The sequence below is a fragment of the Desulfuromonas sp. CSMB_57 genome (assembly GCF_020194955.2).
In the GTDB taxonomy this organism is placed as follows: Bacteria; Desulfobacterota; Desulfuromonadia; order Desulfuromonadales; family Syntrophotaleaceae; genus JAFCIY02.
Genome location: NZ_JAFCIY020000031.1, coordinates 55,141 through 80,213, shown reverse-complemented (window position 1 = coordinate 80,213; position 25,073 = coordinate 55,141). Strand labels below are relative to the sequence as shown.

At 60.2% G+C, this 25,073-nt stretch carries 29 protein-coding genes and 2 tRNA genes; 27 read left to right on the top strand and 4 right to left on the bottom strand.

Features of this window, described 5'->3' with window-relative positions; all coding sequences use genetic code 11:
• The first annotated feature begins 20 nt into the window (after positions 1–20).
• The 6 genes from JQN68_RS09940 to holA all read left to right on the top strand — a co-directional run bounded on the left by JQN68_RS09940 (position 21) and on the right by holA (position 6,002).
• Complete coding sequence (locus tag JQN68_RS09940) at positions 21–848, top strand: GAF domain-containing protein (RefSeq protein WP_225072227.1); 828 nt, start codon at positions 21–23, stop codon at positions 846–848.
• 36 nt (positions 849–884) lie between these two features.
• Positions 885–1,388 (top strand): response regulator, encoded by a 504-nt coding sequence (locus JQN68_RS09935; RefSeq protein ID WP_283775493.1) that lies wholly within the window; start codon positions 885–887, stop codon positions 1,386–1,388.
• Positions 1,389–1,523: 135 nt separating this feature from the next.
• Positions 1,524–1,742, top strand: coding sequence for a translation initiation factor IF-1 (gene infA, locus JQN68_RS09930; protein ID WP_225072229.1), 219 nt, complete (start codon positions 1,524–1,526; stop codon positions 1,740–1,742).
• Positions 1,743–1,912: 170 nt separating this feature from the next.
• Positions 1,913–4,468: a leucine--tRNA ligase gene (leuS, locus tag JQN68_RS09925; protein WP_225072230.1), complete on the top strand. Its 2,556-nt coding sequence runs from the start codon at positions 1,913–1,915 to the stop codon at positions 4,466–4,468.
• Positions 4,465–4,983: an LPS assembly lipoprotein LptE gene (gene lptE, locus JQN68_RS09920; protein WP_225072231.1), complete on the top strand. Its 519-nt coding sequence runs from the start codon at positions 4,465–4,467 to the stop codon at positions 4,981–4,983. Before leuS ends, lptE begins: the two co-directional genes overlap by 4 nt.
• 17 nt (positions 4,984–5,000) lie before the next feature.
• The gene (holA, locus tag JQN68_RS09915; RefSeq protein ID WP_225072232.1) at positions 5,001–6,002 is read left to right on the top strand and encodes a DNA polymerase III subunit delta; all 1,002 of its coding nucleotides are present in this window, start codon (positions 5,001–5,003) and stop codon (positions 6,000–6,002) included.
• 49 nt (positions 6,003–6,051) lie between these two features.
• On the opposite strand, the gene rpsT is transcribed toward holA, so the two are convergent.
• A complete protein-coding gene (rpsT, locus tag JQN68_RS09910) occupies positions 6,052–6,315 on the bottom strand; it encodes a 30S ribosomal protein S20 (protein ID WP_225072233.1) in 264 nt (87 codons plus the stop codon).
• A gap of 229 nt (positions 6,316–6,544) precedes the next feature.
• On the opposite strand from rpsT, the gene murJ reads away from it, so the two are divergent.
• From murJ to JQN68_RS09820, 18 genes are all read left to right on the top strand, one after another.
• The gene (gene murJ / locus JQN68_RS09905; protein ID WP_225072234.1) at positions 6,545–8,116 is read left to right on the top strand and encodes a murein biosynthesis integral membrane protein MurJ; all 1,572 of its coding nucleotides are present in this window, start codon (positions 6,545–6,547) and stop codon (positions 8,114–8,116) included.
• Positions 8,113–8,652, top strand: a complete 540-nt coding sequence (locus tag JQN68_RS09900) for a methylated-DNA--[protein]-cysteine S-methyltransferase (RefSeq protein ID WP_225072235.1) — start codon at positions 8,113–8,115, stop codon at positions 8,650–8,652. Before murJ ends, JQN68_RS09900 begins: the two co-directional genes overlap by 4 nt.
• 88 nt (positions 8,653–8,740) lie before the next feature.
• Positions 8,741–8,815: transfer RNA gene (locus JQN68_RS09895), tRNA-Val, on the top strand.
• A gap of 75 nt (positions 8,816–8,890) precedes the next feature.
• Positions 8,891–10,801: a threonine--tRNA ligase gene (gene thrS, locus JQN68_RS09890; RefSeq protein WP_283775492.1), complete on the top strand. Its 1,911-nt coding sequence runs from the start codon at positions 8,891–8,893 to the stop codon at positions 10,799–10,801.
• 11 nt (positions 10,802–10,812) lie between these two features.
• Positions 10,813–11,328 carry a translation initiation factor IF-3 gene (infC, locus tag JQN68_RS09885; RefSeq protein WP_225072265.1) on the top strand — a complete coding sequence of 172 codons (516 nt, stop codon included), beginning with the start codon at positions 10,813–10,815 and terminating at the stop codon, positions 11,326–11,328.
• 108 nt (positions 11,329–11,436) lie between these two features.
• A complete protein-coding gene (rpmI, locus tag JQN68_RS09880) occupies positions 11,437–11,634 on the top strand; it encodes a 50S ribosomal protein L35 (RefSeq protein WP_225072237.1) in 198 nt (65 codons plus the stop codon).
• A 104-nt stretch (positions 11,635–11,738) separates the two neighbouring features.
• On the top strand, positions 11,739–12,095 hold the full coding sequence (gene rplT, locus JQN68_RS09875) for a 50S ribosomal protein L20 (RefSeq protein WP_225072238.1): 357 nt from the start codon (positions 11,739–11,741) through the stop codon (positions 12,093–12,095).
• A gap of 121 nt (positions 12,096–12,216) precedes the next feature.
• Positions 12,217–13,233, top strand: a complete 1,017-nt coding sequence (gene pheS / locus JQN68_RS09870; RefSeq protein ID WP_225072239.1) for a phenylalanine--tRNA ligase subunit alpha — start codon at positions 12,217–12,219, stop codon at positions 13,231–13,233.
• A gap of 109 nt (positions 13,234–13,342) precedes the next feature.
• Entirely contained in the window at positions 13,343–15,757 is a 2,415-nt protein-coding gene (pheT, locus tag JQN68_RS09865; RefSeq protein WP_225072240.1) for a phenylalanine--tRNA ligase subunit beta, read from the top strand.
• Positions 15,758–15,837: 80 nt separating this feature from the next.
• Positions 15,838–16,161 (top strand): integration host factor subunit alpha, encoded by a 324-nt coding sequence (locus JQN68_RS09860; protein WP_225072241.1) that lies wholly within the window; start codon positions 15,838–15,840, stop codon positions 16,159–16,161.
• The gene (locus JQN68_RS09855; RefSeq protein WP_225072242.1) at positions 16,142–16,522 is read left to right on the top strand and encodes a MerR family transcriptional regulator; all 381 of its coding nucleotides are present in this window, start codon (positions 16,142–16,144) and stop codon (positions 16,520–16,522) included. Before JQN68_RS09860 ends, JQN68_RS09855 begins: the two co-directional genes overlap by 20 nt.
• A gap of 57 nt (positions 16,523–16,579) precedes the next feature.
• Positions 16,580–17,353, top strand: a complete 774-nt coding sequence (gene surE / locus JQN68_RS09850) for a 5'/3'-nucleotidase SurE (protein WP_225072243.1) — start codon at positions 16,580–16,582, stop codon at positions 17,351–17,353.
• Positions 17,354–17,365: 12 nt separating this feature from the next.
• Positions 17,366–18,019, top strand: a complete 654-nt coding sequence (locus JQN68_RS09845; protein WP_225072244.1) for a protein-L-isoaspartate(D-aspartate) O-methyltransferase — start codon at positions 17,366–17,368, stop codon at positions 18,017–18,019.
• A 3-nt stretch (positions 18,020–18,022) separates the two neighbouring features.
• Positions 18,023–18,616, top strand: a complete 594-nt coding sequence (locus JQN68_RS09840; RefSeq protein WP_225072245.1) for a YqaA family protein — start codon at positions 18,023–18,025, stop codon at positions 18,614–18,616.
• 42 nt (positions 18,617–18,658) lie between these two features.
• Complete coding sequence (locus tag JQN68_RS09835) at positions 18,659–19,456, top strand: peptidoglycan DD-metalloendopeptidase family protein (protein WP_225072246.1); 798 nt, start codon at positions 18,659–18,661, stop codon at positions 19,454–19,456.
• 48 nt (positions 19,457–19,504) lie between these two features.
• Complete coding sequence (locus JQN68_RS09830) at positions 19,505–20,521, top strand: sigma-70 family RNA polymerase sigma factor (RefSeq protein WP_225072247.1); 1,017 nt, start codon at positions 19,505–19,507, stop codon at positions 20,519–20,521.
• Positions 20,522–20,579: 58 nt separating this feature from the next.
• Complete coding sequence (locus tag JQN68_RS09825; RefSeq protein WP_225072266.1) at positions 20,580–21,095, top strand: adenine phosphoribosyltransferase; 516 nt, start codon at positions 20,580–20,582, stop codon at positions 21,093–21,095.
• Between the two features lie 99 nt (positions 21,096–21,194).
• A tRNA-Arg gene (locus JQN68_RS09820) sits at positions 21,195–21,271 on the top strand.
• Between the two features lie 87 nt (positions 21,272–21,358).
• Here the strand turns inward: JQN68_RS09820 and JQN68_RS14760 are convergent.
• Complete coding sequence (locus JQN68_RS14760) at positions 21,359–21,700, bottom strand: helix-turn-helix domain-containing protein (RefSeq protein ID WP_349632312.1); 342 nt, start codon at positions 21,698–21,700, stop codon at positions 21,359–21,361.
• Positions 21,701–22,175: 475 nt separating this feature from the next.
• Positions 22,176–22,271, bottom strand: coding sequence for a phage integrase N-terminal SAM-like domain-containing protein (locus JQN68_RS09810; RefSeq protein ID WP_225072249.1), 96 nt, complete (start codon positions 22,269–22,271; stop codon positions 22,176–22,178).
• Between the two features lie 389 nt (positions 22,272–22,660).
• Between JQN68_RS09810 and JQN68_RS09805 the strand changes: the two genes are divergently transcribed.
• The 3 genes from JQN68_RS09805 to JQN68_RS09795 all read left to right on the top strand — a co-directional run bounded on the left by JQN68_RS09805 (position 22,661) and on the right by JQN68_RS09795 (position 24,163).
• Complete coding sequence (locus tag JQN68_RS09805; protein WP_225072250.1) at positions 22,661–23,467, top strand: transposase; 807 nt, start codon at positions 22,661–22,663, stop codon at positions 23,465–23,467.
• 139 nt (positions 23,468–23,606) lie between these two features.
• The gene (locus JQN68_RS09800; RefSeq protein ID WP_225072251.1) at positions 23,607–23,864 is read left to right on the top strand and encodes a type II toxin-antitoxin system Phd/YefM family antitoxin; all 258 of its coding nucleotides are present in this window, start codon (positions 23,607–23,609) and stop codon (positions 23,862–23,864) included.
• The gene (locus tag JQN68_RS09795; RefSeq protein WP_225072252.1) at positions 23,852–24,163 is read left to right on the top strand and encodes a type II toxin-antitoxin system RelE/ParE family toxin; all 312 of its coding nucleotides are present in this window, start codon (positions 23,852–23,854) and stop codon (positions 24,161–24,163) included. Before JQN68_RS09800 ends, JQN68_RS09795 begins: the two co-directional genes overlap by 13 nt.
• A 132-nt stretch (positions 24,164–24,295) precedes the next feature.
• Here the strand turns inward: JQN68_RS09795 and JQN68_RS14755 are convergent, their stop codons facing one another.
• A complete protein-coding gene (locus JQN68_RS14755) occupies positions 24,296–24,880 on the bottom strand; it encodes a DedA family protein (RefSeq protein WP_225072253.1) in 585 nt (194 codons plus the stop codon).
• Positions 24,881–25,073: the final 193 nt, after the last annotated feature.

Sequence of the window (25,073 nt, the reverse complement as noted above, 5' to 3'; positions counted from 1 at the left end):
GGATAGGGAGAGGTAGGACAATGGATCAGAATGTCAAACGGGAACCGGTGACGCAAAAAGCCGAGGAACTCCTCCAGGCGTTCAAGAAGGGCGCGGAATTCACCCAGGAACTGCTCAAGGAAAACGAACGGCTCCGGTTTCAATTGCTGCATTACCAGCAGGGCCGTGCCGATGCCGCCGACCTGCCGGGTCTGCAGGCGGAGTTGGCCGGGCTGCGCAACCGGGTTCAGGAACTGGAGGCCGAAAAACAGGCCATCCTGCAGCGCATCGCCCAGGTCGAGGCGGAGAACCTGGATTTTGCCAATCGCTATGTCGAGATCGAGGCGGAAAACAACAGCCTCGCCAATCTGTATATTGCCACCTATCAGCTGCATTCCACCCTGGACCTGCGGGAAGTTCTGCGCATCATCACCGAAATTCTCATCAATCTCATCGGTGCCGAGGAATTTGCCCTGCTGCTGCTGGACGAAAAGTCCATGACCCTGCAGGCAGTCGCCGCGGAAGGCCTGGCTCCGGAAGACATGCCGGCCTTCGGTCTCAACCAAACCGGGCCCGGTCAGGTTGCCCACAGCGGGCAAAGCTTTTTCGTCGACGATATCAGTACCCATTGCGCCGCCCCCGATCGGCCTTTGGCCTGTATTCCGCTGAAAATCAAGGATCGGGTCATCGGTGTCATCGCCATCTACAAACTGTTGCTGCAAAAGAGCCGGTTTGCCGAAATCGACTTCGAGCTGTTCTCGCTGCTGGCGGGTCACGCCGCGACCGCAGTCTTCGCCGCCAAGCTATATTCGGAATCGGAACGCAAGCTATCGACCATCCAGAGCTTTCTGGATCTCTTGACCAAATGATGGGAATTCAGGCGTGCACCATGCGGAGCCGGAGACATGGCCGGCCATGGCCGACGGCAGGCACCCGCGCCGGTGCCGCCCATGGGGGCCGGCGCAGATGCCCACAGTGGAGGTGAGGTGATGGCACAGAGAAAAATTCTGGTGGTCGAGGATTCCAGCATCATGCGGCAGTTGCTGGTCATGGCGCTGAGGCGCCTGCCGGCGGTGACGGTGCTGGAAGCCAACGATGGCCTCGAAGCCCTCAAGCTGTTGGCCAACGAGACCGTCGACCTGATCTTCACCGATATCAACATGCCCCATCTCGATGGGTTGAAACTGGTTGCCCTGCTGCGCCAGGACAGTCGCTACGGTCAGGTGCCCATCGTCATCGTCACCACCGAGGGCGTGGACCAGGATCGGGATCGCGCCCTGCAGTTGGGTGCCAATGCCTATATCCACAAGCCGGTGCAGACGCCGCAGGTGGTGGAAGTTGCCGCGCGCCTGCTGGACCGACCCGCCTCGCAGGCTGAACCGGTGCCGCCCAATCCTGCAAAGGGTTGACAATTCCCTGTGCGGTCATGTTAAATAGTTGCGTTTCAGCACCGGTGACGCCGCCGGTCGTGAAAATGTTATTCGGTTCACCTGTTTTTCCCATGTTCCCGATACGAAAGACCAGCTACTCACCAGGAGGTACCCTTGGCCAAAGAAGAAGCCATTGAAGTGGAAGGGTCGGTTATCGAACCCCTTCCCAATGCCATGTTCCGCGTCAAACTCGACAACGGCCACATCGTACTGGCCCACATTTCCGGCAAAATGCGCAAGTTCTACATTCGTATTCTGCCCGGCGATCGGGTTACCGTGGAATTGTCCCCCTACGATTTGACTCGGGGACGGATTACCTATCGGGAAAAATAGGCCGCCGCGGCGGCCCGCCGAGACATGCTTGCCCCTGGTGCATGCAGACGCTGTCGTGGATGACGCGGCGGAGAGGTTCTGCATGCATGTCATTTTCTGATGCAGAGTGATGCCGGCGCTGGCCGGCTTTACTGTTTGACCGATATCCGGGCCGGATACTGAGGAGCGTTATGGAAGAGCGTTATGACGCCGCCGCCATAGAATCGAAATGGCAGGCCACCTGGGAAGAACAGCGGGCGTTTCAAGCCACGGAGGATGCCGGCAGGCAGAAATATTACCTGCTGGAGATGTTTCCCTATCCCTCGGGGCGGATCCACATGGGCCATGTCCGCAATTATTCCATTGGCGACGTCGTGGCCCGCTTCAAACGCCTGCAGGGCTTCAACGTGCTGCATCCCATGGGCTGGGACGCCTTCGGCATGCCGGCGGAGAATGCCGCCATCCAGCATGGCACCCACCCGGCTCGCTGGACCTGGGAGAACATCGCGCACATGCGCGACCAACTCAAGAAGATGGGTTTCTCCTACGACTGGGACCGGGAATTGGCGACCTGCGACGCCGCCTACTATAAATGGGAGCAACTGATCTTCCTGAAGATGCTGGAGCAGGGGCTGGCCTACCGCAAGAGCTCCTTCGTCAACTGGTGCCCGACCTGCCAGACCGTGCTGGCCAACGAGCAGGTGGAAAACGGCGGGTGCTGGCGTTGCGACAGCCAGGTGGAGCAGAAGGAACTGGATCAGTGGTTTTTCAAGATCACCGATTACGCCCAGGAACTGCTGGACGACACCTGGCGGCTGACGGGCTGGCCGGAGCCGGTGCTGGTCATGCAGCGCAACTGGATCGGTCGCAGCATCGGCTGCGAAATCGACTTCCCGGTGGCCGACCGGGAGCTGAGCGTCAAGGTGTTCACCACCCGCCAGGATACCCTGTACGGCGCCACCTTCATGAGCCTGGCGCCGGAGCATCCCCTGGCCCTGGAACTCGCCACCGCCGAACGGCGGCAAGAGGTCGAGGCCTTCATCGCCCGGGTGCGGCAGCAGGACAAGCTGCGCCGGACCAGCGACGATCTGGTCAAGGAGGGGGTATTCACCGGCTCCTTTTGTGTCAATCCCGTCAACGGCCGTCGTATTCCGGTGTTTCTCGCCAACTTCGTGCTGATGGATTACGGCACCGGTGCGGTCATGGCCGTACCGACCCACGACCAGCGGGATTTCGAGTTTGCCCGCAAATACGGCCTCGACCTGGTGGTGGTCATTCAGCCGGAAGGCGAGACCTTCGATGCGGCCACCATGACCGAGGCCTGGACCGGACCCGGCCGGCTGGTTCACTCCGGTCCCTTCGACGGCGTCGACAACGAGCAGGCCAAGGAAGACATCGCCCTCTACCTGGAGCAGCAGGGGGTGGGGCGGCGCACCGTCAATTTCCGCCTGCGTGACTGGGGTGTGTCCCGCCAGCGCTACTGGGGAACGCCCATCCCCATCATCTATTGCCCGGCCTGTGGCGCGGTGCCGGTGCCGGAAGCGGAGCTGCCGGTGCTGTTGCCGGAGGACGTGGAAATCAGCGGTGAAGGCGGCAGCCCCCTGGCCCGGCACGCCGCGTTCCTCAATGTACCGTGTCCCCAATGTGGGACCCCGGCCCGCCGCGAGACGGACACCTTCGACACCTTCGTCGAAAGTTCCTGGTATTTCGCCCGCTACGCCTGCCCGCAGTATGGCGACGGTCCCCTGGACCGCGCCGCGGTGGATTACTGGCTGCCCGTCGACCAGTATATCGGCGGCGTCGAACATGCGGTCATGCACCTGTTGTACGCCCGGTTTTTCACCAAGGTGCTGCGCGATCTGGGCATGCTGGGGCTGGATGAACCCTTCTCCAACCTCCTCACCCAGGGCATGGTCTGCATGGAAACGCGCTCCTGCCCGACCCACGGCTGGCTGTTTCCTGAGCAGGTGGTGGATGGCCAATGCAGCCTCTGCGGGCAACCGGCCCAGGTGGGGCGCAATGAAAAGATGAGCAAGTCCAAGAAAAACGTGGTCGACCCCGACCAGCTCATCAGCCGTTTCGGTGCCGATACCGCGCGCCTGTTCTCCCTGTTCGCCGCCCCGCCGGAGAAAGACCTGGAGTGGAACGAACAGGGGGTGGAGGGCTGCTACCGTTTCCTGCACCGGGTCTGGCGGGTGGTTTTGGACCACCTGGAACTGGTCGGCGCGGCGACGATTCCGGCCCGGACCGAAGGTGAGGCGCGAGTTCTGCGCCGCCAGGTGCACCGGACCATCAAGAAGGTTACCGAGGATGTGGACGGGCGCTTTCATTTCAATACCGCCATTGCCGCCGTCATGGAACTGGTGAATGCCATCTACGGCTTCAAGGACAAACCGGCCAACCCGGGCGTGCTGCGCGAAGCTCTGGAAACGACGGTGCGGTTGCTGGCGCCCTTTGTGCCCCATATCGCCGAGGAACTGTGGGCCCGGCTTGGCCACGCGGGCGGACTGGAGGCGGCGGGCTGGCCGCAATGGGACGCTGCGGCCCTGGTGGAAGAGGAAAAAACCATTGTGGTTCAGGTCAACGGCAAGGTGCGCGGCAAGGTGACCGTGGTCGCGGACGCCGATGACGAAGTGACCCGGCAGGCGGCCTTGGCCGACGCCAATGTGGCCCGTTTTTTGGAGGGCAAGACAGTGCGCAAAGTGGTGGTGGTTCCCGGCCGGCTGGTGAACATCGTGGCGTCATGAACCGGCGGCTATGGCTGATCCTGACGCTGATGCTGGGATTGGGGCTGACGGCCTGCGGCTATCGACTGCAGGGCCGCGACGACCGTCTCCCCGATGGCGCGCGGTATGTGTATGTCGAAATGTTTCGCAACCGCACCTACGAACCCTTCCTGGAAAATGCGGTGACCAATGCCGTGGTCGACCGTCTGGCACGCAGTCCGGGGGCTGAACTGGTGGAACAGCCCGAGCGGGCCGATGCCCTGCTCAGCGGAACCATCGTGGACTACCGGAATTATGCCCTGGCCTATGACGCCGGGGACCGCATCGCCGAATACCGATCGGTGATCAGGATGGATGCGGTGTTGCGCCGGGCCGATACCGCCCAGGTGCTCTGGAAAGGCAAGGTGTCGTGGACCGAGGATTACCTGGCCAGTCCCGACAAGGCCCTGGAGCGGGATCGTGAGCAGGCGGCCATCGCCGAGCTAAGCCGGCGGCTGGCCGACGAACTGTATTCCCGGCTCATGGATGCGTTCTGACGCGAGGAGTTGCACCCATGACCGCCGCTGAGCTGCAGCGCCTGTTGCGTGACCGGCGTTTTCCGCCCTTGCTGTTGCTCTACGGCGAGGAATCCTATCTCATCGATGGGGTGCTCCGGCAGTTGCGGGATCGGGTGGTGGCGCCGGAGGCCCGGGACTTCAACCTGGAGGTCTTCTCCGCCCGGGACTGCCGGGCGGCGGCGGTGCTGGACGCGGCCCGTACCTTTCCCGTTTTCAGCTCCCATCGGTTGGTCATTGTTCGGGATTTGCAGCAATGGTCTGCGGCGGAGCTGGACGCCTGTCTGGCCTATCTGACGGATCCGGCCCCCGAAACGGTGCTGGTGCTGTGTGCCGAAAAGATCGATGGCCGGCGTAAATTCTTCCAGGAATTCAAGAAGCGCGGGGCCCAGGTCGAGTTCAAGCCCCTGCGCGAGCACCAGCTGCCCGCCTTCGTCACCGATCTGGCCCGGGAGGCAGGCTTTTCCTTCACGGAAGAGGCTTTGGCCCTGTTCTGCCGGCGGGTCGGCTGCAATCTCTACGAGGTGGATGGGGAGTTGGCCAAGTTGCGCAACTTCCTGGGGGAGGTGACGGTCGCGGATGTCGGTGAGGTCCGGGCCGTGGTGTCCGATGGCCGCATCGACAATATTTTCGAGCTGACCGAAGCTCTCGGCCGCCAGGATGCCGCCCGAGCCCTGCCGCTGCTGCGGCGGCTGCTGGCCGACGGGGTGGCGCCCCTGGTCATCCTGAGCATGATTACCCGTCATTTTCGACAGCTCTGGATGGCTCGGGAATTGTTGACGGACCGGCATTCGCGCCAGGAAATGGCGGCCCGCATCGGTATTCATCCCTTTTTCCTGGATGGACTGTTGCAGCAGGCCCGGGAGTTTCCGGCGGACCGGTTTCGGCCTCTGTTCGAACTGTTGCTGGCCACGGACCTGGGCCTGAAATCCAGCGGCCCCGAACCGGCCGCTCTGCTGGAAGGGTTGGTGCTGCACCTCGGCGGGAGTCGGCGCGCATAAAAAAAGGGGCTTGTAAAAGCCCCTTTTCACTATGTAGCGGTGGTACGGCTTACGCCATGCCGTTGACCAGCTTTGCCAGGCGGGAAATCTTGCGGCTGGCGGTCGCTTTGTGGATGATGCCCTTGGTTGCGGCTTTGTCGATATAGGGTACGGCCCGACCCAGCGCTTCGTTGGCCGCGGCCTGGTCGCCGGTGGCGACGGCGGTCCGGACCTGCTTGACGAAGGTACGCATGGTAGAGCGGATATGGCTGTTGCGGGCATTGCGCACCGCCGCCTGGCGATTGCGTTTGAGAGCGGATTTGTGATTGGCCAAGGTTGTTCCTCCATCGGGGGTTGAAGGGGGCAAGATCGCCTCCCGTTGTTCAGGCCTGTTTTATAGCATCGGCCGTAGCACGAGTCAAGATAAGAAATTAACAATAAAATATCGAAATTCCCTTTTACTTTAATCTGTTAGCGTTTCCCGGATGTGGAATTAAATTTAAATAATCCACTTTGGGAAGGCGGCGGACTCGCAACGGGTGGCGGACGGAAACAGAGGCTTTATGTCGGAGAAAGCAAAGATAGCCAGGGCGACGGGCATCATGGGCGCGGCCACCGCCTGCAGTCGTGTCGCGGGCCTGGCGCGGGACATGGTAGTGGCCCGCTGGTTCGGGGTCGGTTTTGCGACGGACGCCTTTTTTATGGCCTACACCATCCCCAACCTGCTGCGGCAATTCTTTGCCGAGGGTTCCCTGACGGCGGCCTTCGTGCCGACCTTCTCGGAAGTCTACGTGAAGCGCGGGCCGGAAGAGGGGCGGCGGGTGGCCAATATCTGCTGGACCCTCCTGACGGTGCTCATGGTGGCCATCTGCCTGGCGGGGGTTCTCGCCTCGCCTCTGGTGGTGCGGGTCATCGGTTACGGCTTTGGCGCCGTGCCGGGCAAGTTGGAGTTGACCGATTTTCTCAACCGGTTGATGTTTCCCTATCTGTTCTTCGTCAGCCTGCTGGCTCTGGCCTCCGGCATCCTCAATGTACTCGGTCATTATTTTACGCCCTCCTTTTCCACCGTCTTGCTCAACCTGGCCATGATCGGTTGCGCTTTGGTGTTGGGGCCCCTGTTCCAAGTGCCCATCACCGCCCTCGCCGTGGGCGTGCTGCTGGGAGGTTTGCTGCAGTTGCTGCTGCAGGTGCCCGGTCTGCGGGCGCGGGGGTTTCTGCCCCGGCCCGATTTCCATTTCGGCGATCCGGCGGTGCGCCGCATCGCCCGGTTGATGCTGCCCGGCATCGTCGGAGTGGCCATCTATCAGATCAACGTGGTGGTGTCGCGACTGCTGGCCTCGTTCCTGCCCCAGGGCAGCGTCTCCTATCTGTATTATGGCCAGCGCCTGTTCGAGTTTCCCACCGGGATATTCGTGGTTTCCCTGGCCCAGGCCGTGTTGCCGGCCATGAGCCGGCAGGCGGCCCTGGATGACAAGGTCGGTTTCAAGGAATCCTTGCGCTTCGCCCTGGTGCTCATCGTTCTGGTCACGGTGCCGGCCGCCGTCGGTCTGGCACTCTGCGCGATACCCATCTACAGCCTGTTTTTCATGAACCGGACCTTCACCATCCAGGACGTGCTGCAGACCGGCCGGGTGCTGGCGGTTTACGCTCCGGGACTGATGTTCGTCGGCGTCAGCCGGGTCATCGTGCCGACCTTCTATGCCATGAAGGATACCCGCACGCCGGTCAAGGTCTCCTTTGTGACCCTGCTGGTCAATATCAGCCTCGGGCTGCTGCTCATGGGACCGTTAAAACATGTCGGCCTGGCCCTGGCCGTCAGCCTGTCCTCCATGTTCAATGCCACGGTCCTGCTCTGGCTGCTGCGGCGGCGCATCGGCACCCTGGGTTTGACGCGTATCGGAGGCTCGTTGCTGCGCATTCTGCCTGCCCTGCTGGCCATGGCGCTGGTGGTGCATCTGCTGCTGGGCTTGACCGATTGGCGCCAACCGGCCATGATGGTGGAAAAGGGCCTGGTGCTGACGGCGGCGGTAGCCGTCGGCGGCCTGGTGTTTCTGTTCGGTTGCCTGGCTCTGGGTGTCGAGGAAGTGCGCGATGTGGTGCGGATGCTGCGGCGACGATTGACGAGGACGGCATGAAAAATCCGCCGCGGATGGAGCGGTTCTGGTGGGGCAGTCTGGAAGTTCCGGTCGGCCTCGTGGTAGTGGTCGGCACCGCTGAGCAGTTACTGGAAATCGGCCTGTTGCCGCCCGGATCGTCCGTCCGCGCCTGGCTGGCGAGCCGCTATCCGACCTGTGCGCCGGCCGGGGAAGGTCCGGTGCCTCTGGCCCTGCGGCAGTTGGCCGAATACTTTGAGGGCCGCCGTAGGCGATTTGAGGTGCCCCTCGCTGCCGAGCGCTGTTCGGACTTTGGCCAACGGGTTCTGGAGGCTCTCAGCCAGGTACCCTACGCTGAGCGGATCAGTTATGGAGAACTGGCCCGGTTGGCGGGTTCTCCCGGGGCGGCCCGGGCCGTGGGACGGGTCATGGCCGGCAACCGCTGGCCCATCGTGGTGCCCTGCCATCGGGTGGTCGGGGCCGGCGGCCGCCTGACCGGTTATTCGGGCGGCACCGGACTGGATTGCAAGCAGTGGCTGCTCGACTTTGAAGCCGAAGTGGCGGCCCGAGAGATTTGAAGGGGAACTTTTTTGGGCGGTGGAGAAAAAGAGGTTGACAGGGTTCGGCCTTCTTTGCTAATAATTTGCTCCGTCGCAGAGATTTTGTAGGCACGTAGCTCAGTGGGAGAGCACTACCTTGACACGGTAGGGGTCGGCGGTTCAATCCCGCCCGTGCCTACCATCATCTACCAAACAGACGCGTACACGGTAGAGGCATCCTAGGATGCCTCTTTTCGTTCGCGCAGAGGGTGTCGTCATGATTCAGGTGCAGTTGCCGGATGGTTCCATAAAACCGTTTCCTCCCGGAAGTACGCCCCGGGATGTGGCCGCCGCCCTGGGTGCCGGCCTCGCCCGGCAGGCCGTGGCGGCGCGCATCGACGGCCAATTGGCCGATCTCTCGACGCCTCTCGACCGGGACTGCCGGGTCGAGCTGATCACCCTCGATTCCCCGCAAGGCCTGGAAGTCTATCGTCATACCGCCGCCCATCTCATGGCTCATGCCGTCAAGGATCTGTATGGCGACGAGGTTCAGGTGACCATCGGTCCCGCCATTGAAAACGGTTTCTATTACGATTTTTATAGTGAGCGGCACACCTTTTCGCCGGAGGACTTCGAGCGCATCGAAGCTCGCATGACAGAACTGGCCGCCGCCGATCTGCCCGTGGTGCGGGAGGAAGTCAGTCGGGAGCAGGCCATTGCGCTGTTCCGCTCCATGGGCGAGACCTACAAGGTGCAGCTCATCGAGGATTTGGGCGAACCCCGGGTTTCCCTGTACCGGCAGGGCGATTTCGTCGATCTCTGCCGCGGGCCGCACCTGCCGTCCACCGGTCGCCTGCGGGCCTTCAAGCTGACCAGCGTGGCGGGCGCCTACTGGCGTGGCGACGAAAAGAACGCCATGCTGCAGCGTATTTACGCTACCGCCTTCCCCGACAAAAAGGAGCTCAAGGCCTATCTGGCGCGGCTGGAAGAGGCCCGCAAGCGGGATCACCGTCGCCTGGGCCGCGAGCTGGATCTCTTTTCCTTCAACGAAGAGGCCGGCGCCGGCCTGGTCATCTGGCATCCCAAGGGCGCCCTGCTGCGCACCATCCTGGAAGATTTCGAGCGCCGCGAACATCTCAAGCGCGGGTACGACCTGGTCATGGGTCCGCAGATTCTGCGCACCGAACTCTGGAAGACCTCCGGGCACTTCGACAATTACCGGGAGAACATGTATTTCACCGAGGTGGACGGGCAGAGTTACGGCATCAAGCCCATGAACTGCCTGTCCCACATGCTGATTTACAAGTCCCACATGCGTTCCTACCGGGATTTGCCCCTGCGCTATTTCGAGCTTGGCACGGTGCACCGTCATGAGAAGTCGGGCGTGCTGCACGGCCTGCTGCGGGTGCGGGGCTTCACCCAGGATGACGCCCATATCCTGTGCACCCCGGAGCAGTTGGACGGCGAAATCAAGGGCGTACTGGAATTCGTCCGCGACGTGATGGGCATCTTCGGCTTTGAATACGAGGTCGAGATTTCCACCCGTCCGGCCAAGTCCATCGGCAGCGACCTGGATTGGGAGCGGGCCACCAAGGCCCTGCTGCAGGCCCTCGACGATGTCGGACTGTGCTATGAAATCAACGAAGGCGACGGCGCATTTTACGGGCCGAAGATCGACATCAAGCTCAAGGACGCCCTTGACAGGCGTTGGCAGTGTGCTACAATCCAGTGCGATTTTACCCTGCCCGAGCGGTTTGATCTCACCTATGTCGGCAAGGATGGCGAACGGCACCGGCCGGTCATGCTGCATCGCGTCGTGCTGGGGGCCATCGAGCGTTTCATCGGCGTGCTGATCGAGCATTATGCCGGCAACTTTCCTCTATGGCTGGCTCCGGTTCAGGCGGTTGTGGTCAATGTCACCGATAATCAGGCCGCTTATGCCGAAGCGGTGCATCGCCAGCTGCGCGCTGCCGGAGTACGGGTCAAGCTGGATCTGCGCAACGAGAAGTTGGGCTTCAAGATTCGTGAGGCGCAGTTCGAAAAGATCCCTTATATGCTGGTGATCGGGGATAAGGAAATGGCGGATGGAACTGTGTCGCCGCGTTACCGTAGCGGTCAGAACCTGTCGCCCATGACGCCGGACGCCTTTGTGCAGTTTGTATTGGACGAGTGTAAACAGTATCGTTAGGAGGTGCCACCATAGCTAAGGAAGAGACGCGCGTCAATCGCGCCATCCGTGCCAAAGAGATTCGGGTTGTCGACGATGAAGGGGGCATGCTCGGCATCATGAGCGTGCGCGATGCATTGATCGCTGCTGAAGAGCGGGGACTCGATCTCGTCGAGGTGTCGCCCAACGCTGAACCGCCGGTTTGCCGGATCATGGATTACGGCAAATTCAAGTATGAGGCGAGCAAGCGGGCGGCCGATGCCAAGAAAAAAACCGCACGGGTGGAAATCAAAGAGGTCAAGATGCGTCCCAAGACCGAGGAGCACGATTTTCAGGTCAAACTGAGAAATGTGCGGCGGTTCCTGGAGAATGGCGATAAGGTCAAAGTGACCGTCATGTTCCGCGGTCGCGAAGTCACCCATCCCGAATTCGGGGCGGCGTTGATGGAGCGCGTGTCCACCGAGATAGGCGAACTCGGCCTGGTGGAGATGACGCCGAGAATGGCCGGGCGTTTCATGACAATGGTGCTGGCCCCCAAAAAGAAATAGCGCCGGGTTTGATTTGGTCGATTCCCGTGGCGATGTAAAGATGTTGGATGGCCGGGTCGCAATAGCGTGTCCGTCCGGAACAGATCATGGACGAAGGAGAGGGTTGATATGCCTAAAATCAAAACCAATCGCGGTGCGGCCAAGCGTTTTCGCAAGACCGGCACCGGCAGGATTCGCAGGAATAAAGCTTTTACCAGCCACATCCTGACCAAGAAAACCAGCAAGCGCAAGCGCGACCTGCGCCACGCCACTCTGGTGGCCAAGGTGGACGAAAAAAATATCAGTCGGTTGATTCCCTACATCTAGGAATCCGCCAGGGCGAATCAAGACCGTGAACTGAGGGGAATTGTCTCCCCCTTCAGATCCGGCCGCGGCCAGGCCGCGTATTTCAACACTGCAAGGAGAAACACATGCCCAGAGCAAAAAGAGGTTTTAAAGCGAGACGCAGAAGAAACAAGGTTCTCAAACTCGCCAAAGGCTATCGTGGCGCACGCAGCAAGCTGTTTCGGTCCGCCGCCGAGGCGGTTGACCGCGCCCTGAACTACGCGTTCCGCGACCGCAAGGTCAAGAAGCGTGATTTCCGGGCCCTGTGGATCGCGCGCATCAATGCGGCGGCGCGGGAGAACGGCCTGTCCTACAGCCGCATGGTGTTCGGTCTGAAGCAGGCCGAAATCGGGCTGGACCGGAAGATCCTGGCGCAGCTGGCGGTGACCGATCCGGCCGGCTTCAGCGCCATCGCGGCAAAAGCCAAAGCCCAGCTTCAGTAAGAACCATGGAATGAAAAAAAAGAGATGGGGCCGGGCCCCATCTCTTTTTTTTTGATCTGCGCGGTATCGACCAGACCGGGGATACCCTCACTATCTGGATCACGGAACGACGGGACGGAATATGAAAGAGCAACTCGATCAGATGCTTGACCAGGGGCGATCCGCCCTGTTGGCTGCCGCTACGGTGGCGGCTCTGCAGGAGGTGCGGGTCCGGTTTTTGGGAAAAAAGGGCGAGCTGACGGCGCTCATGAAGGGCATGAAGGATCTTTCGGCCGAGCAGCGGCCGGTGCTCGGCGCCCTGGCCAACCGGGTCAAGGAGGACCTTGAGGCTCTCTTCGATGAGCGTCTGGAGCAGGTCCGGGAGATGGAGTTGGAGCAGCGGTTGGCCAGTGAACGGCTGGACGTGACCCTGCCCGGCCGGCGCCTGGTGGCCGGCACCAAGCATCCGGTCACCCTGGTCATCGAGGAACTGATCGAGATCTTTTCCGCTCTGGGTTTCGGCGTCGCCGAGGGCCCCGAGGTGGAAAAGGATTTTTATAATTTCGAGGCCCTCAACATGCCCAAGGACCATCCGGCCCGGGACATGCAGGATACCTTTTACATCAACGACGATGTGGTGTTGCGCACCCATACCTCGCCGGTGCAGATCCGCACCATGCTCAAGCAGGCCCCGCCGGTGCGGGTCATCGCCCCCGGTACCGTCTACCGCCGCGACTCGGATCTGACCCATACCCCCATGTTTCATCAGGTCGAAGGATTTCTGGTCGACAAGGGCATCACCTTTGGCGATCTGAAGGGCGTGCTGACCGCCTTTCTGACCCAGGTCTTCGGCAAGAACGTCAAGGTGCGGTTCCGGCCTTCCTTCTTTCCCTTTACCGAGCCGAGCGCCGAGGTGGATATCCAGTGCGTCATGTGCCGCGGCGGCGGTTGCCGGGTCTGCAAGAGTTCCGGTTGGCTGGAGATCCTCGGCAGCGGCATGATCGATCCGGAGGTGTTTAAAGCTGTGGATTACGATTCCTCCATCTACAGCGGATTTGCTTTCGGCATGGGCATCGAGCGCATCGCCATGCTCAAGTACGGAGTCAACGACCTGCGCCTGTTCTTTGAAAACGATCTGCGGTTTTTGCGGCAGTTCTGAGATACGCGCGATGGTCGCCGCCGCACTCCGCCCCTGGCAGGTTGGTCGAACCGGTCCGGGAGCATGTCGGGTCCTTGTGCCCGTTGCCAATGAACGAGGGAAATGAATCATGATTGTCACCTATAATTGGTTGAAAGAATACGTCGACTTCACCTTCAACGCCGATGAGTTGGCGCACCGCCTGACCATGGCCGGCCTCGAGGTGGATGCCATGGAGCGGTTCGGCGAGGGGCTGGATTCGGTCATCGTGGCGCGGTTGAAGGAAGTGGCCCCGCATCCCGATGCGGATCGGTTGACCGTCTGCCAGGTCGATACCGGCAGCGAAGTGCTGCAGGTGGTGTGCGGCGCGCGCAATCATAAAACCGGTGACTTGGTGGCTTTGGCCCAGGTAGGCACGGTCCTGCCAGGGGATTTCAAGATCAAGAAGTCCAAGATTCGCGGCCAGGAATCCTTCGGCATGCTGTGCTCCGAAAAGGAACTGGGCCTGGCCGAGGAATCGGAAGGCATTCTCATTCTGCCGTCGGAACTGCCCCTGGGCCGGCCCGTCTTCGCCGCCCTGGGCCTGAAGGATGTCCGCTATGAGCTGGGCCTGACCCCCAACCGTCCCGACTGCCTGAGCATCATCGGTGTCGCCCGGGAGGTGGCCGCCATGGCCGGTCGGCCCCTGCAGGTGCCGCAGACCGAACTGGCCGAAGGGGAGGCCGGCATCGACACTCTGACCTCCGTGACCATCGACGAGCCGGCCCACTGCCCGCGCTACGCGGCACGGCTGATTCGCGGCGTGCGCATCGGTCCGTCACCGGCCTGGCTGGTGCGGCGCCTGGAGTCCATCGGTCAGCGCTCCATCAACAACGTCGTCGATGTCACCAACCTGGTGCTCATGGAACTCGGTCACCCTCTGCACGCCTTTGATTTCGATCTGTTGCGGGGCGGCCGCATCGTGGTGAAAAAGGCCGAGCCGGGATCCACCTTCGTGACCCTCGACAGCCAACCGCGACTGCTGACCGCCGGTGATCTGATGATCTGCGATGCCGAAGGGCCGGTAGCCCTGGCGGGCATCATGGGCGGGGAAAATTCGGAGATCCGGGATGAAACCGTCAACATTCTGCTGGAAAGCGCCTATTTCAATCCCCTGACCATCCGCCGCACCAGCAAGCGTCTCGGCCTGCGCACCGAGGCTTCGCACCGCTTCGAACGCGGCGCCGACATGGCCATGGTGCCGGTGGCCCTGGATCGGGCCGCGGCCCTTATCGTGCAGGTCGCCGGCGGCTGCATCGACCGCGGCCGCATCGACAACTATCCGGAACCCTATCGGGAGCGCCGCCTGGTGCTGTCCGTGGAGCGCGCCAACGCCCTGCTCGGCACCCGGCTCAGCCTGGAGGAAATGCTCGGCTGCCTGCGCTCCATCGGCCTCGGGGTGCAACTGGCCGAGGAACAGGATGCCGAGCGCCTGGTGGTCGACGTGCCTGCCTTCCGACCCGACCTGGAACGGGAAATCGATCTCATCGAAGAGATTGCCCGACTGCACGGCTATGAGCAGATACCGGCCACCATGCCGGTCAGCCGGATGCTCTGCCAGCGTCCCGCCGGCCATCTGCGGTCCGTGGTTCAGGTTCGCAACCACCTGGTCGCGGCCGGCTTCAGCGAGGCCATCAATTATTCCTTCATCGCGCCTTCGTCCTGGGATCGGCTGGCCCTGGCCGCCGACGATGTGCGCCGCAATCCGGTGACCATCCTCAATCCTCTGACCGAAGAACAGTCGGTGCTGCGCACCACCCTGGTACCCAGCCTGCTGGAAACCGTGGCCCGCAACCTGTCCTACCAGGGCCGGGATCTGCGGCTGTTCGAGGTGCGGCCGGTGTTTTTGCCGCGGGCCGGGGAGGAGCTTCCCGAGGAGAAATGGCGCCTGTGCGCCGTCTGGTGCGGACGGCGGGAGGCCGAAGGCTGGTCCCAGCAGCGCGCGGACGTGGACTTTTTCGATCTCAAGGGCTTGGCCGAATCCCTGCTGGACAGCTTCCGAGTCGAAAAACTCGGCTGGCTGGCCGGCGCCGAGGAACCCTTCCTGCATCCCGGCAAGAGCTGCCGGATTCAGGCCGGCACCCGGGCCCTGGGCACCCTGGGCGAGGTCCATCCCCGCATCCTGGAAGGCTATGACATCGATTTGCCGGTCTATCTGCTGGACCTGGATCTGGAAGAGTTGTTCGCCGCCGCCGGCGGCGCGGGCGGCTTCATGCCCCTGTCCCGCTTCCCCCAGGTCTGCCGCGACAGCGCCCTGCTGGTGGCCGAAGCGGTGACCGCCGGCCAGGTCCTGGAGGTGCTGCAGGCCGTCCGGACGTCGATTGTCGAGGACTTCGCCCTGTTCGATGTCTACCAGGGACCGGGTATTCCCGAGGGGAAAAAGAGCCTCGCGGTCCGGGTTCGCTACCGCAGCGCGGAGCGCACCCTGACGGAAGAGGACATCCAGCGGGCCCATGACAAGCTGCTTGCGGCCCTCGGTAACCGTCTCGGCGCCGAAGTGCGCTAAAAACGGTTGCTTAGACAGATACGCTGTGTTATAAAAAAACGCGTGAATTCAAGTATCTGTGGTTTAAGGGGGATGGCTCTATGACCAAGGCGGATCTGGTTGAAAAAGTGTATCTGAAAACCGGGTTTTCCAAAAAGGAATCCGCGGACATCGTCGAGATGGTTTTTGATCTGATGAAGGACACCCTGGAGCAGGGTGAAAAGATCAAATTGGCCGGCTTCGGCAACTTCGTCGTCAAGCAGAAGGCGACGCGGCGCGGTCGTAATCCCCAGACCGGGGATGAAATCGAGATCAGTTCCCGGCGGATTCTGACCTTCAAACCCAGTCAGGTGCTGAAGTCGGCGATCAACGGCCAGGAGCTGGAATTGTCGGCTTTGACTGAAGATGGACGTGCCGATTCCTGACAAGCTCTACTTCAAAATCGGCGAGGTCGCCCAGTTGGCCGGCGTCAAGCCCCATGTGCTGCGCTACTGGGAGAGCGAGTTCCAGACCATCAGCCCGGCCAAAAGCCAGGGCCGCCAGCGGCTCTACCGGCGCCAGGACGTCGAACTCGTCCTGCGTCTGAAAGAACTGCTCTATCAGCAAGGCTATACCATCGCCGGTGCCAAGAAGCTTCTTGGCCGGCGCGGCAGTGCGCGGCGCGACCCTGCCGCCGAGGCGCAGGCGGCCAAAACCGACCGGCAACTGCTCGGCGAGATTCGCGACGATCTGTTGCGCCTTCGCCAATCATTTTCTGTTTCCCGTTCCGAAGATCCCCTGAAGTGAGCCCGTGCCTTGGACCGTTCCCGCCGTCCAGCCGACCTTGACCCGGGCGAGGACTCCTTGTTGATCCTGGTGACCAATGACGACGGCATCCATGCCCCCGGAATCGCCGCCCTGGCGGAGGGGCTGAAGGCCTTGGGCCAGGTGGTGGTGGTCGCTCCGGACCGGCAGCGCAGCGCCATCGGCCGGGCCCTCACCCTGCACAAGCCGTTGCGCGCCGAGGAGCTGCTACCGGGCCGGTTCGCCGTCGACGGCACACCGGCTGATTGCGTCAATCTGGCCCTGCACGGCCTGCTGGCCAAACGGCCGCAGCTCATCGTCTCGGGCATCAACCACGGCGCCAATCTCGGCGACGACATCACCTATTCGGGTACCGTGTCCGCGGCCATGGAAGGCACCCTCCTGGGTATCCCGGCCATGGCCGTGTCCCTGGCCGCCAATCCCGGGCACATCGACGGCTTTGCCCATGCCGCCGCCGGCGCCTGCCGCATCGCTACCATGATTCTCCGCAAAGGGCTGCCGCCGGATACCCTGTTGAATGTCAACGTTCCTCCGGGGACGCCCCTCGGCATGCGCCTGACTCGGCAGGGCCGACGGATCTTTGGCGAGTTGGCGGTAGAGAAAACCGATCCTCGTGGTCGCAAATACTATTGGCTGGGGGCGGCCGAGCCCGGCTACGAGGATATGGACGGCACCGACTTCCGGGCCGTCAACAGCGGCTACATCTCCGTGACCCCGCTGCATCTGGATCTGACCAATTATCGTTCCTTCGCCGGTCTCCAGGCCTGGAAGGACGAAACGGCAGCGGACTTCTTTGCCGCTGTCCAGCCCTGAAGGAGCTTTTTCATGGACTTTTCCATAGCCCGGCGGTTGATGGTTGAACAGCAGATCGTGCGCCGCGGGGTCAAGGACCCTCGGGTGATCCAGGCCATGCTGCGGGTGCCGCGCCATCTGTTTGTCGAGGAAGCCCTGTGGAGTCAGGCCTACAGCGACTTTCCCCTGCCCATCGGCGAAAGACAGACCATCTCCCAGCCCTTCATGGTGGCCTACATGACCGAGGCCCTGCAGCTGACGGGCACCGAGAAGGTTCTGGAAATCGGCACCGGCTCCGGCTATCAGGCCGCCGTCCTGGCGCAACTCGCGTCGCGGGTGTACAGTGTCGAGCGGCTGGCGGAACTGGCCCGCCGGGCGCGGCGCACCCTCGATCAGCTGGCCTGCCGCAATGTCAACATCAAGCTTAGCGACGGTACCATCGGCTGGGAGGACGAGGCGCCCTTCGATGGCATCATGGTCACCGCCGGCGCCCCCGATATTCCCTCCGAATACCTGGATCAGTTGGCCATCGGCGGCCGCCTGGTGATCCCCGTCGGCAACCGGACCAGCCAGGTACTCAAGCGCGTGATCCGCGTCGGGTTGGATCGGTTCAGCGAGGAAAACCTCCTCGACTGCCGTTTTGTGCCCCTGGTCGGCCAGCGAGGCTGGAAAGAGGAAGAGGTTTAGGCCGTGCACTGCTTGCGCCGATTGTACAACTGGGTGCTGAGCTGGGCTGAAACTCCCTACGGGGCTCCGGCCCTTTTTTTTCTGGCCCTGGCGGAATCCTCCTTTTTTCCCATCCCTCCGGATGTGCTGCTGCTGGCCCTGGCTCTGTCGGCTCCTGCCGGGGCCTTCCGTTTCGCCCTGCTGGCGTCCCTCGGTTCCGTCATTGGCGGGGTCTGCGGCTACGGCATCGGCATGGGCTTCTGGGAAACCCTGGGCGGGTATTTTTTCCAGTATGTTCCAGGATTTACGGAAGAGGGATTTCTCCGGGTGCAGGAGCTTTTCGCCCGTTACGATTTCTGGGTGGTGTTTACCGCCGGCTTTACCCCGATTCCCTATAAGGTGATCACCATCGGTGCCGGTGTGTTCGACATCAATTTCCCGGTTTTTGTGTTGGCTTCGGTTTTGAGCCGCAGTTTGCGTTTCTATCTGCTGGCGACCATGATATTTCTGTATGGCGCCACCATTCGAGCTTTTATAGAAAAGTATTTCAATTATTTGACGCTTGCGTTTATGGTAATGTTGGTGGGCGGCTTCCTGCTTTTTGCCCACGCAGCCTGACGCCGGCTCCTTCGGGTCTGCCGTGTCGGAAAAGGTTTTAGGATGTTGTTCCGCCTCCAACAAGCTTGCGGCGACCGGCTCTCCCTCAGGAGCATTCGGCGGCTGGTCGGACCGGCGGTACTGATTCTGGGGCTGGGTGCTTGCGCTCCGCCCCGCGGCGTGTATCATACGGTACAGCCGGGGCAGACGCTCTACCGCATCAGCCGCAGCTACGGGGTCGATGCGGAATACCTGGCCCGCATCAACGGCATCGATGATCCGACGCGCCTGCGCGCTGGACAGCGGCTGCTCATCCCGGGCGCCCGGGACATGCGTACCGTGCCGGCCACGGTGGCCTCAGCTCCCGCCAAGCCGCCCGCGCGCCCCGCGCCGCGGCCGGCCGCTCCAACCCCGTCGCGCACCCCGCCGGCCAGGGACAGCGGTGCCGAAGCGCCCGCCGCGGCCTCGGCCCGCAGGGCGGGACAATTTGTCTGGCCGGCCTCCGGCAACCTGGTCAAGTCCTTCGGCGAGCAGGGTCATGGCGGTCGCAAGGGCATCGAGATCGCGGTGCCCCTGGCCAGTCCCATCCAGGCTTCGGCGGCGGGTAAGGTCATTTACAGCGGGGACGGCATTCAGGGATATGGCCATCTCATCATTCTCAATCATGATGACGGCTTTTTTACAGTGTACGGCTTCAACCAGAAGAACCTGGTGGCTGTCGGTACCTTCGTTAGTCAGGGACAGAAAATCGCCTTGGCCGGAACCCCGCCGGGGCAGGACCAGGGGCGGCTGCATTTTGAAATTCGTCGTGGCAAGGAAGCTCTCAATCCCACCAACTACCTGCCGGCTGTCAGGCGCTGAGGCCCCGGACCCCGCAGGCGGTCCTTCCAGAAGGAGAGAATCGTAACCATGAGCAGAGTCGGCAACGAATTTGATAATCCGTGTTTCGATACCGAACCCGAAGAAGAGGACGAAGCACTCGTGGAATCCGACGAGGAACTAGTTGAAGAGTTGGGGGAGGCGGAAGCCGTGGTGGAGGAGGAACCCGAGGAGGAAGAGGTTGAGGAGAGCCATTCCGACGACGCCATCAAGCTTTACCTGAAGGAGATCCAGAAGAGCAAGCTGCTGACCGCCGAAGAGGAGCGGGAACTGGCGCGTGGAATCGCCCAGGGCGACATGAAGGCCCGCGACCGGATGATCGAATCCAACCTGCGGCTGGTGGTGAAGATCGCCAAGCGCTACATGAATCGCGGCCTGCCGTTTCTCGATCTCATCGAGGAAGGCAACATGGGCCTGATCAAGGCCGTGGAGCGCTTCAAGCTGAGCAAGGAATGCCGTTTTTCCACCTATGCCACCTGGTGGATCCGCCAGTCCATCGAGCGCGCCCTGGTCAACCAAAGCCGCACCATCCGCCTGCCGGTGCATGTCTCCGACGACATCAACAAGTTCATCAAGATCAGCCGGGAACTGGTGCATCAGTACAATCGCGAGCCCCAGGTGGAAGAGGTCGCCGGCGCCATGGGCGTCGAGCCGCATTACATCCGCCGCCTCATGGTGCTGGTTAAAAAGACCTACTCTATCGAGCATCCCATGGGCGAAAACCGCGACTACAGCCTCATCGACACCATCGAGGATACCAACGCCGACAACCCGGCGGTGCTCATCGAGGATCTCAACAAGTTCGACCATGTCAGCCGGTGGTTCGCGACCCTGTCCGAGAACGAGCGCGAAATCCTGGCCCTGCGCTTCGGTCTGGAGGACCGGGAACCGCAGACCCTGGACACCATCGGTCGCCGCTTCGGCGTCACCCGCGAGCGCATCCGCCAGATCGAAGCCAAAAGTCTCGATAAACTGCGCAAGATCATGGAAGAGGAAGAAGCCGCCGGCCAGGCCGCGCTGGACCGGGAACTCGCCAAACATCGATAACGGGCCCGGCCCATCTCACCCAAGGACGAAGCCGTTTATGAGCGAAAGGAAGCTGGACGTGGAGGATCTGAAAAATGCCATCCGGGACATCCCGGATTTCCCCAAGAAGGGGATTGTCTTCAAGGACATTACCACCCTGCTGGCGGACGCAAAAAGCTTCCACCGCATGGTCGACCTCATCGCCCACCGCTACATCGGGCAGCACATCGATCAGATCGTCGGCGTCGAAGCGCGCGGCTTCATCCTCGGCGCGGCCCTGGCCTACAAGCTCGGTACCGGCATCACCCTGGTACGGAAGCCCGGCAAGCTGCCCTACCGCACGGTGCAGAAGAGCTACGATCTGGAGTACGGCACCGACACCCTGGAAATCCATGCAGACGCCTTCAAGCCCGGCGATCGGGTGGTGGTGGCCGACGATCTGCTGGCCACCGGCGGCACCGTCGCCGCCGTGGTCGACCTGGTTCAGCAGTTCGGCGCCGAAGTGGTGGAATGCGCCTTTCTGGCGGAGTTGGAGTTCCTCAGCGGCCGCAAGAAACTGCCGGAAGGCAAGGTCTTCAGCCTGCTCAAGTTCTGACGCCGCCGGCACCCTCTCCATGGCCGGCGGGAAGCCGGGGAGGGGCGAGAAAAGGCTTGCGCCGCCTGCGGTCGGCAGTTATGATGACAGCCCGTTTCCGGCCCCGTAGCTCAGCAGGATAGAGCAACCGCCTCCTAAGCGGTAGGTCGTGCGTTCGAATCGCGCCGGGGCCGCCATAAACCAAAACAGCCACTCGGCATTCTTGCCGGGTGGCTGTTTTGCGTTTTGGGGTAGCGATGTGGGTGACAAATTCCATTTCCGGTTCAGGCGCCAGAGGTATTCTCCAACCGGCCTCGATCCCTTTCCTTCATCCGGTCGCACCGGTTTAGAATCTGCAGTAAGCCGGCGGGGTCGTTGTCGGCGGCATTCAGCAGGACCAGGGCCGGTCCATGGGGCTTGCGGTCACCGCGTTCCCAATGTCTCAAGGTGGCCACACTGATACCGAAGGTGGCTGCAAACTGATTCTGGGTCAATCCCGTTTTTCGGCGGACATCCTTTACGTTCACTTCCTGTGGCGAAAATACGCGTACCTCGCATATCTCTCCCTTACTATGGGCAATGGCTTCATCCAGGCCTTGCTTGATGCTCTCGAATAGCTCGCTCATGTTTTCTCCTAAACGCCGTTGGCTTCCTTCAGCAGATCTACCAGGTGGCGAAGTTGCTTTTTTTCCTCTTGGGAAAGGCTGGCTTTTTCCCTTGCCACCCCTGGCCCAGCGAAGTTTTCGAATTCCTCCGGTATTCTCAATCAGGGCCCCGGATTCGGGGTGCTCTGCCAAGTAGATGACAAGTGTTTGGCGCTCCTCATCGTTGATGAGATGCTTGCCTCGGCGAATGAACTCACCTGTTTCTGCAATGGTAATCAAGGATTCTGTCATACAATATAATCCAATGGATTACTTTAGTCAACGAACATGGGCCGTGATGGACAATTGAAATTGCTCCTTCCAAAAAGGCTCGATAATTTGTTGAAAAATTTTTGCTATCGACAAAGATTTAAATTGTTGACGAAAATTTTCATAGGCGCAATATAACAGCAGTTTGGCAGGCCGGGGAAGTCGGGTTTGGGAGTTTTTCGCTTGGCTAGGGAGCGTTCAGGGCCTGGCGTTGGGTGGTCGCAGAAACCTGGCCATGTGTTGCCAAGTGACTGAGGAACGCTTCGATCTCGATTTTACCCATGTCCCGGGGATGTCCGGGGGGACGCTTGAAAGTGAAAGAGAGATTTTAGCATTCAAGCGGCTATGCACCACGATGCGGGTGAGTATCGGAAATAGACGGAACGATATTGCGATGTTGCGTTTGTCAGACACATTATTTCGACTCGAACCATCCTCTTTTTCGTTCCGAGCAGCAAGATGCCAACCCATAAGGTTTGACACGACCTGAAAGGTCGTCTCAATCCATTGTTCATGAAGCCCGTCAATTTGGCACTGATCTTTGGAATAAGGGTTCCGAACTCTGGGGGTCGGACCAAGCCAAGCTATTGAAATATCGAAATTAATTGGCCAAATAGGCCCTGTTTTTGGGCTTAAAGCCCTGTTTTCACCCGCAAAAATGGGTCTCTAAGGATGGCAAGAGCAAATCGACATCATATTCCGGGGCAGGTGTGGCACATTACTCACCGTTGCCACAAAAAGGAATTTCTTCTGAAATTTGCCAGGGACCGTAGGCGCTGGCTTTGCTGGCTCTTCGAAGCCAAGAAACGCTTTGGGTTGAGAATTTTGAACTACGTGGTGACCTCCAACCATATCCATATGCTGGTCGTCGATAGTGGCCCGAATGTCATCGCCAAAAGTCTCCAATTGATTGCCGGGAGAACTGCTCAGGAATTCAATCAACGGAAACAACGTAAAGGAGCTTACTGGGAAGACCGCTATCATGCCACCGCCGTTGAGCAGAGCGACCACCTGGTACGCTGCCTTGTTTATATCGATCTCAATATGGTTCGCGCCGGTGTGGTATCCCACCCGTCGGAATGGGAAATGGGCGGGTATAACGAAATCCAGAATCCCCCCGAACGGTACGGCCTGATTGACATGCCGTATCTAAGGGAGCTTTGCGGCATCTCAGATTCCGAACATTTTACCGAGCAGTATCGTCAGTGGATCCAAGAGGCCATTGACAATGACAGAAATCAACGAGAAAGCTGCTGGACTGAGAGTATTGCCGTAGGTAGCGTCGGTTTTGTTGAAGAGATAAAGGCTCGGCTTGGAATCAAGGGTGTTGGGAGAAAAGTTGAGCGGCAGGAAGCTAGCCGTTTCGTGTTGCGAGAGGAATCTGAAGCTTACAGTGCCGATTTTGGGCCTGAAAATAGCAGTTTAAGCGCAAATAACAGCTATTTTTTGGATGTTTTACTCGAAAATTCAATAGATTAGCTTGGTCCGACCCTCGGGAACTAGTGCGCCGCGCAGGTCACGCCAAACGTTAGCTGTCAAAATTGGCCTCCGTGCCTTGCTAGGGTAGTCATAAACCGACCAAAGTGATACTATAGTGGCACTTTGAGGGAGGTAACCCATGAAAGTAGAGCTTGTAACCAATCTGAAGCGTCAAGCGACTAGAATCCTTGCTGATCTGCATGAGAGCAAGGAACCGGTCCTGATCACAGAGCACGGCCAGCCATCCGCTTACCTGGTCGATGTTCAGGATTACGAATTCATGCAGCGCAGGCTAGCGCTGCTGGAAGGATTGTCCAAGGGGGAAAGGGCAATTCTGGAGGACAGGACGACCTCCCACGAGAAGGCCAAAGAGCGGATGCGGAAGTGGCTGAAATAGTATGGACGGATCCCGCGCTGGATCAATTGGAGGAAATCGCTGATTACATCGCTTTGGATAGACCGGAAGCTGCCGCAGGGCTTGTTAAGAGAATATTTTCAACCGTGGATCGGATTGGGCAGTTTCCGGATTCGGGCCATGTACCCCCCGAGGTTCCAAACTCGATTTATCGTGAAGTCTTTGTCAGGCCATGCCGAATATTTTACCGTCAAGAAAACGGTGTTGTTTTAATTGTTCACGTCATGAGAGAAGAAATGCTGTTACGCAAATTTCTTCTGGACGAGGAATTGAACAGCTAATCGGGTAGCCGGGGATTTTTAACCCCCAGCCCCACACCATCCGGCATGCGGGTCCGCACCGGGCGGTTCGCAGAGACCTGGCTCTGTACTGACACTTGGCTCTGGTAGCTTTGACATTTGGCTCTGCAGAACTTAAAGGACCAGGTATCCAATCACGGCATATTTTATCGACAGGCCAACTACACTTAAAAGCATCGCCCAACGGGCCGGATATCGCATCATGCCCGCGACTAACAAGACAATGGGCGAAGATAATGGAAACAGGCAAAAGAAGAAGATGGTCATTCCGCCATATTTTTCAATACGCTTATAGTAACGTCGATACTTCTTTTCCCCGATGACATTGTCTATCACGGTGTCATTGAACGCGTATCCGATCAGATAATCGATCGCCTGTCCGACCAGCGCCGTGCCAACCGCCACCACCCACAACAGACCGAGGCCATGATCAAACTCGACCATGCGCGCAAACAGGATTTCCACCGGGGAAACGATAAAGAAAAGATAACCGGCAAAGTGGAACAACCCGAACATCCAAATCGTCGTTTCGTCCCCCGCGATCAGCATCTGTCGCAAGCCATAGGAAAGGATGGATATCCCAGTGACCAAGCCGGCCACGACGATCAACCAGCGGGGCTTCCAAGCCTGCAAGCGGCCAAACCAGGATGTCGATGGTTTCGCTGCCACGTCGGCGGATCTGTCCTTTTTTTCTCTCACGCAGCGAACCCTATCACCCCAACCCAATCGCAACGAATAATTTCCCAACTATTAGGACAGTTTTGCATTGATGATAAGAATTTGCTTTCTTGAGAGCAGCGTTTAGATTAGATCAAACGGTCTTGGGTGTCAAAGAGAAGCTGACTGCAGGATCTTGTAGGCGAAACGGGTTGCTTCAAAATGGAGGATTCAG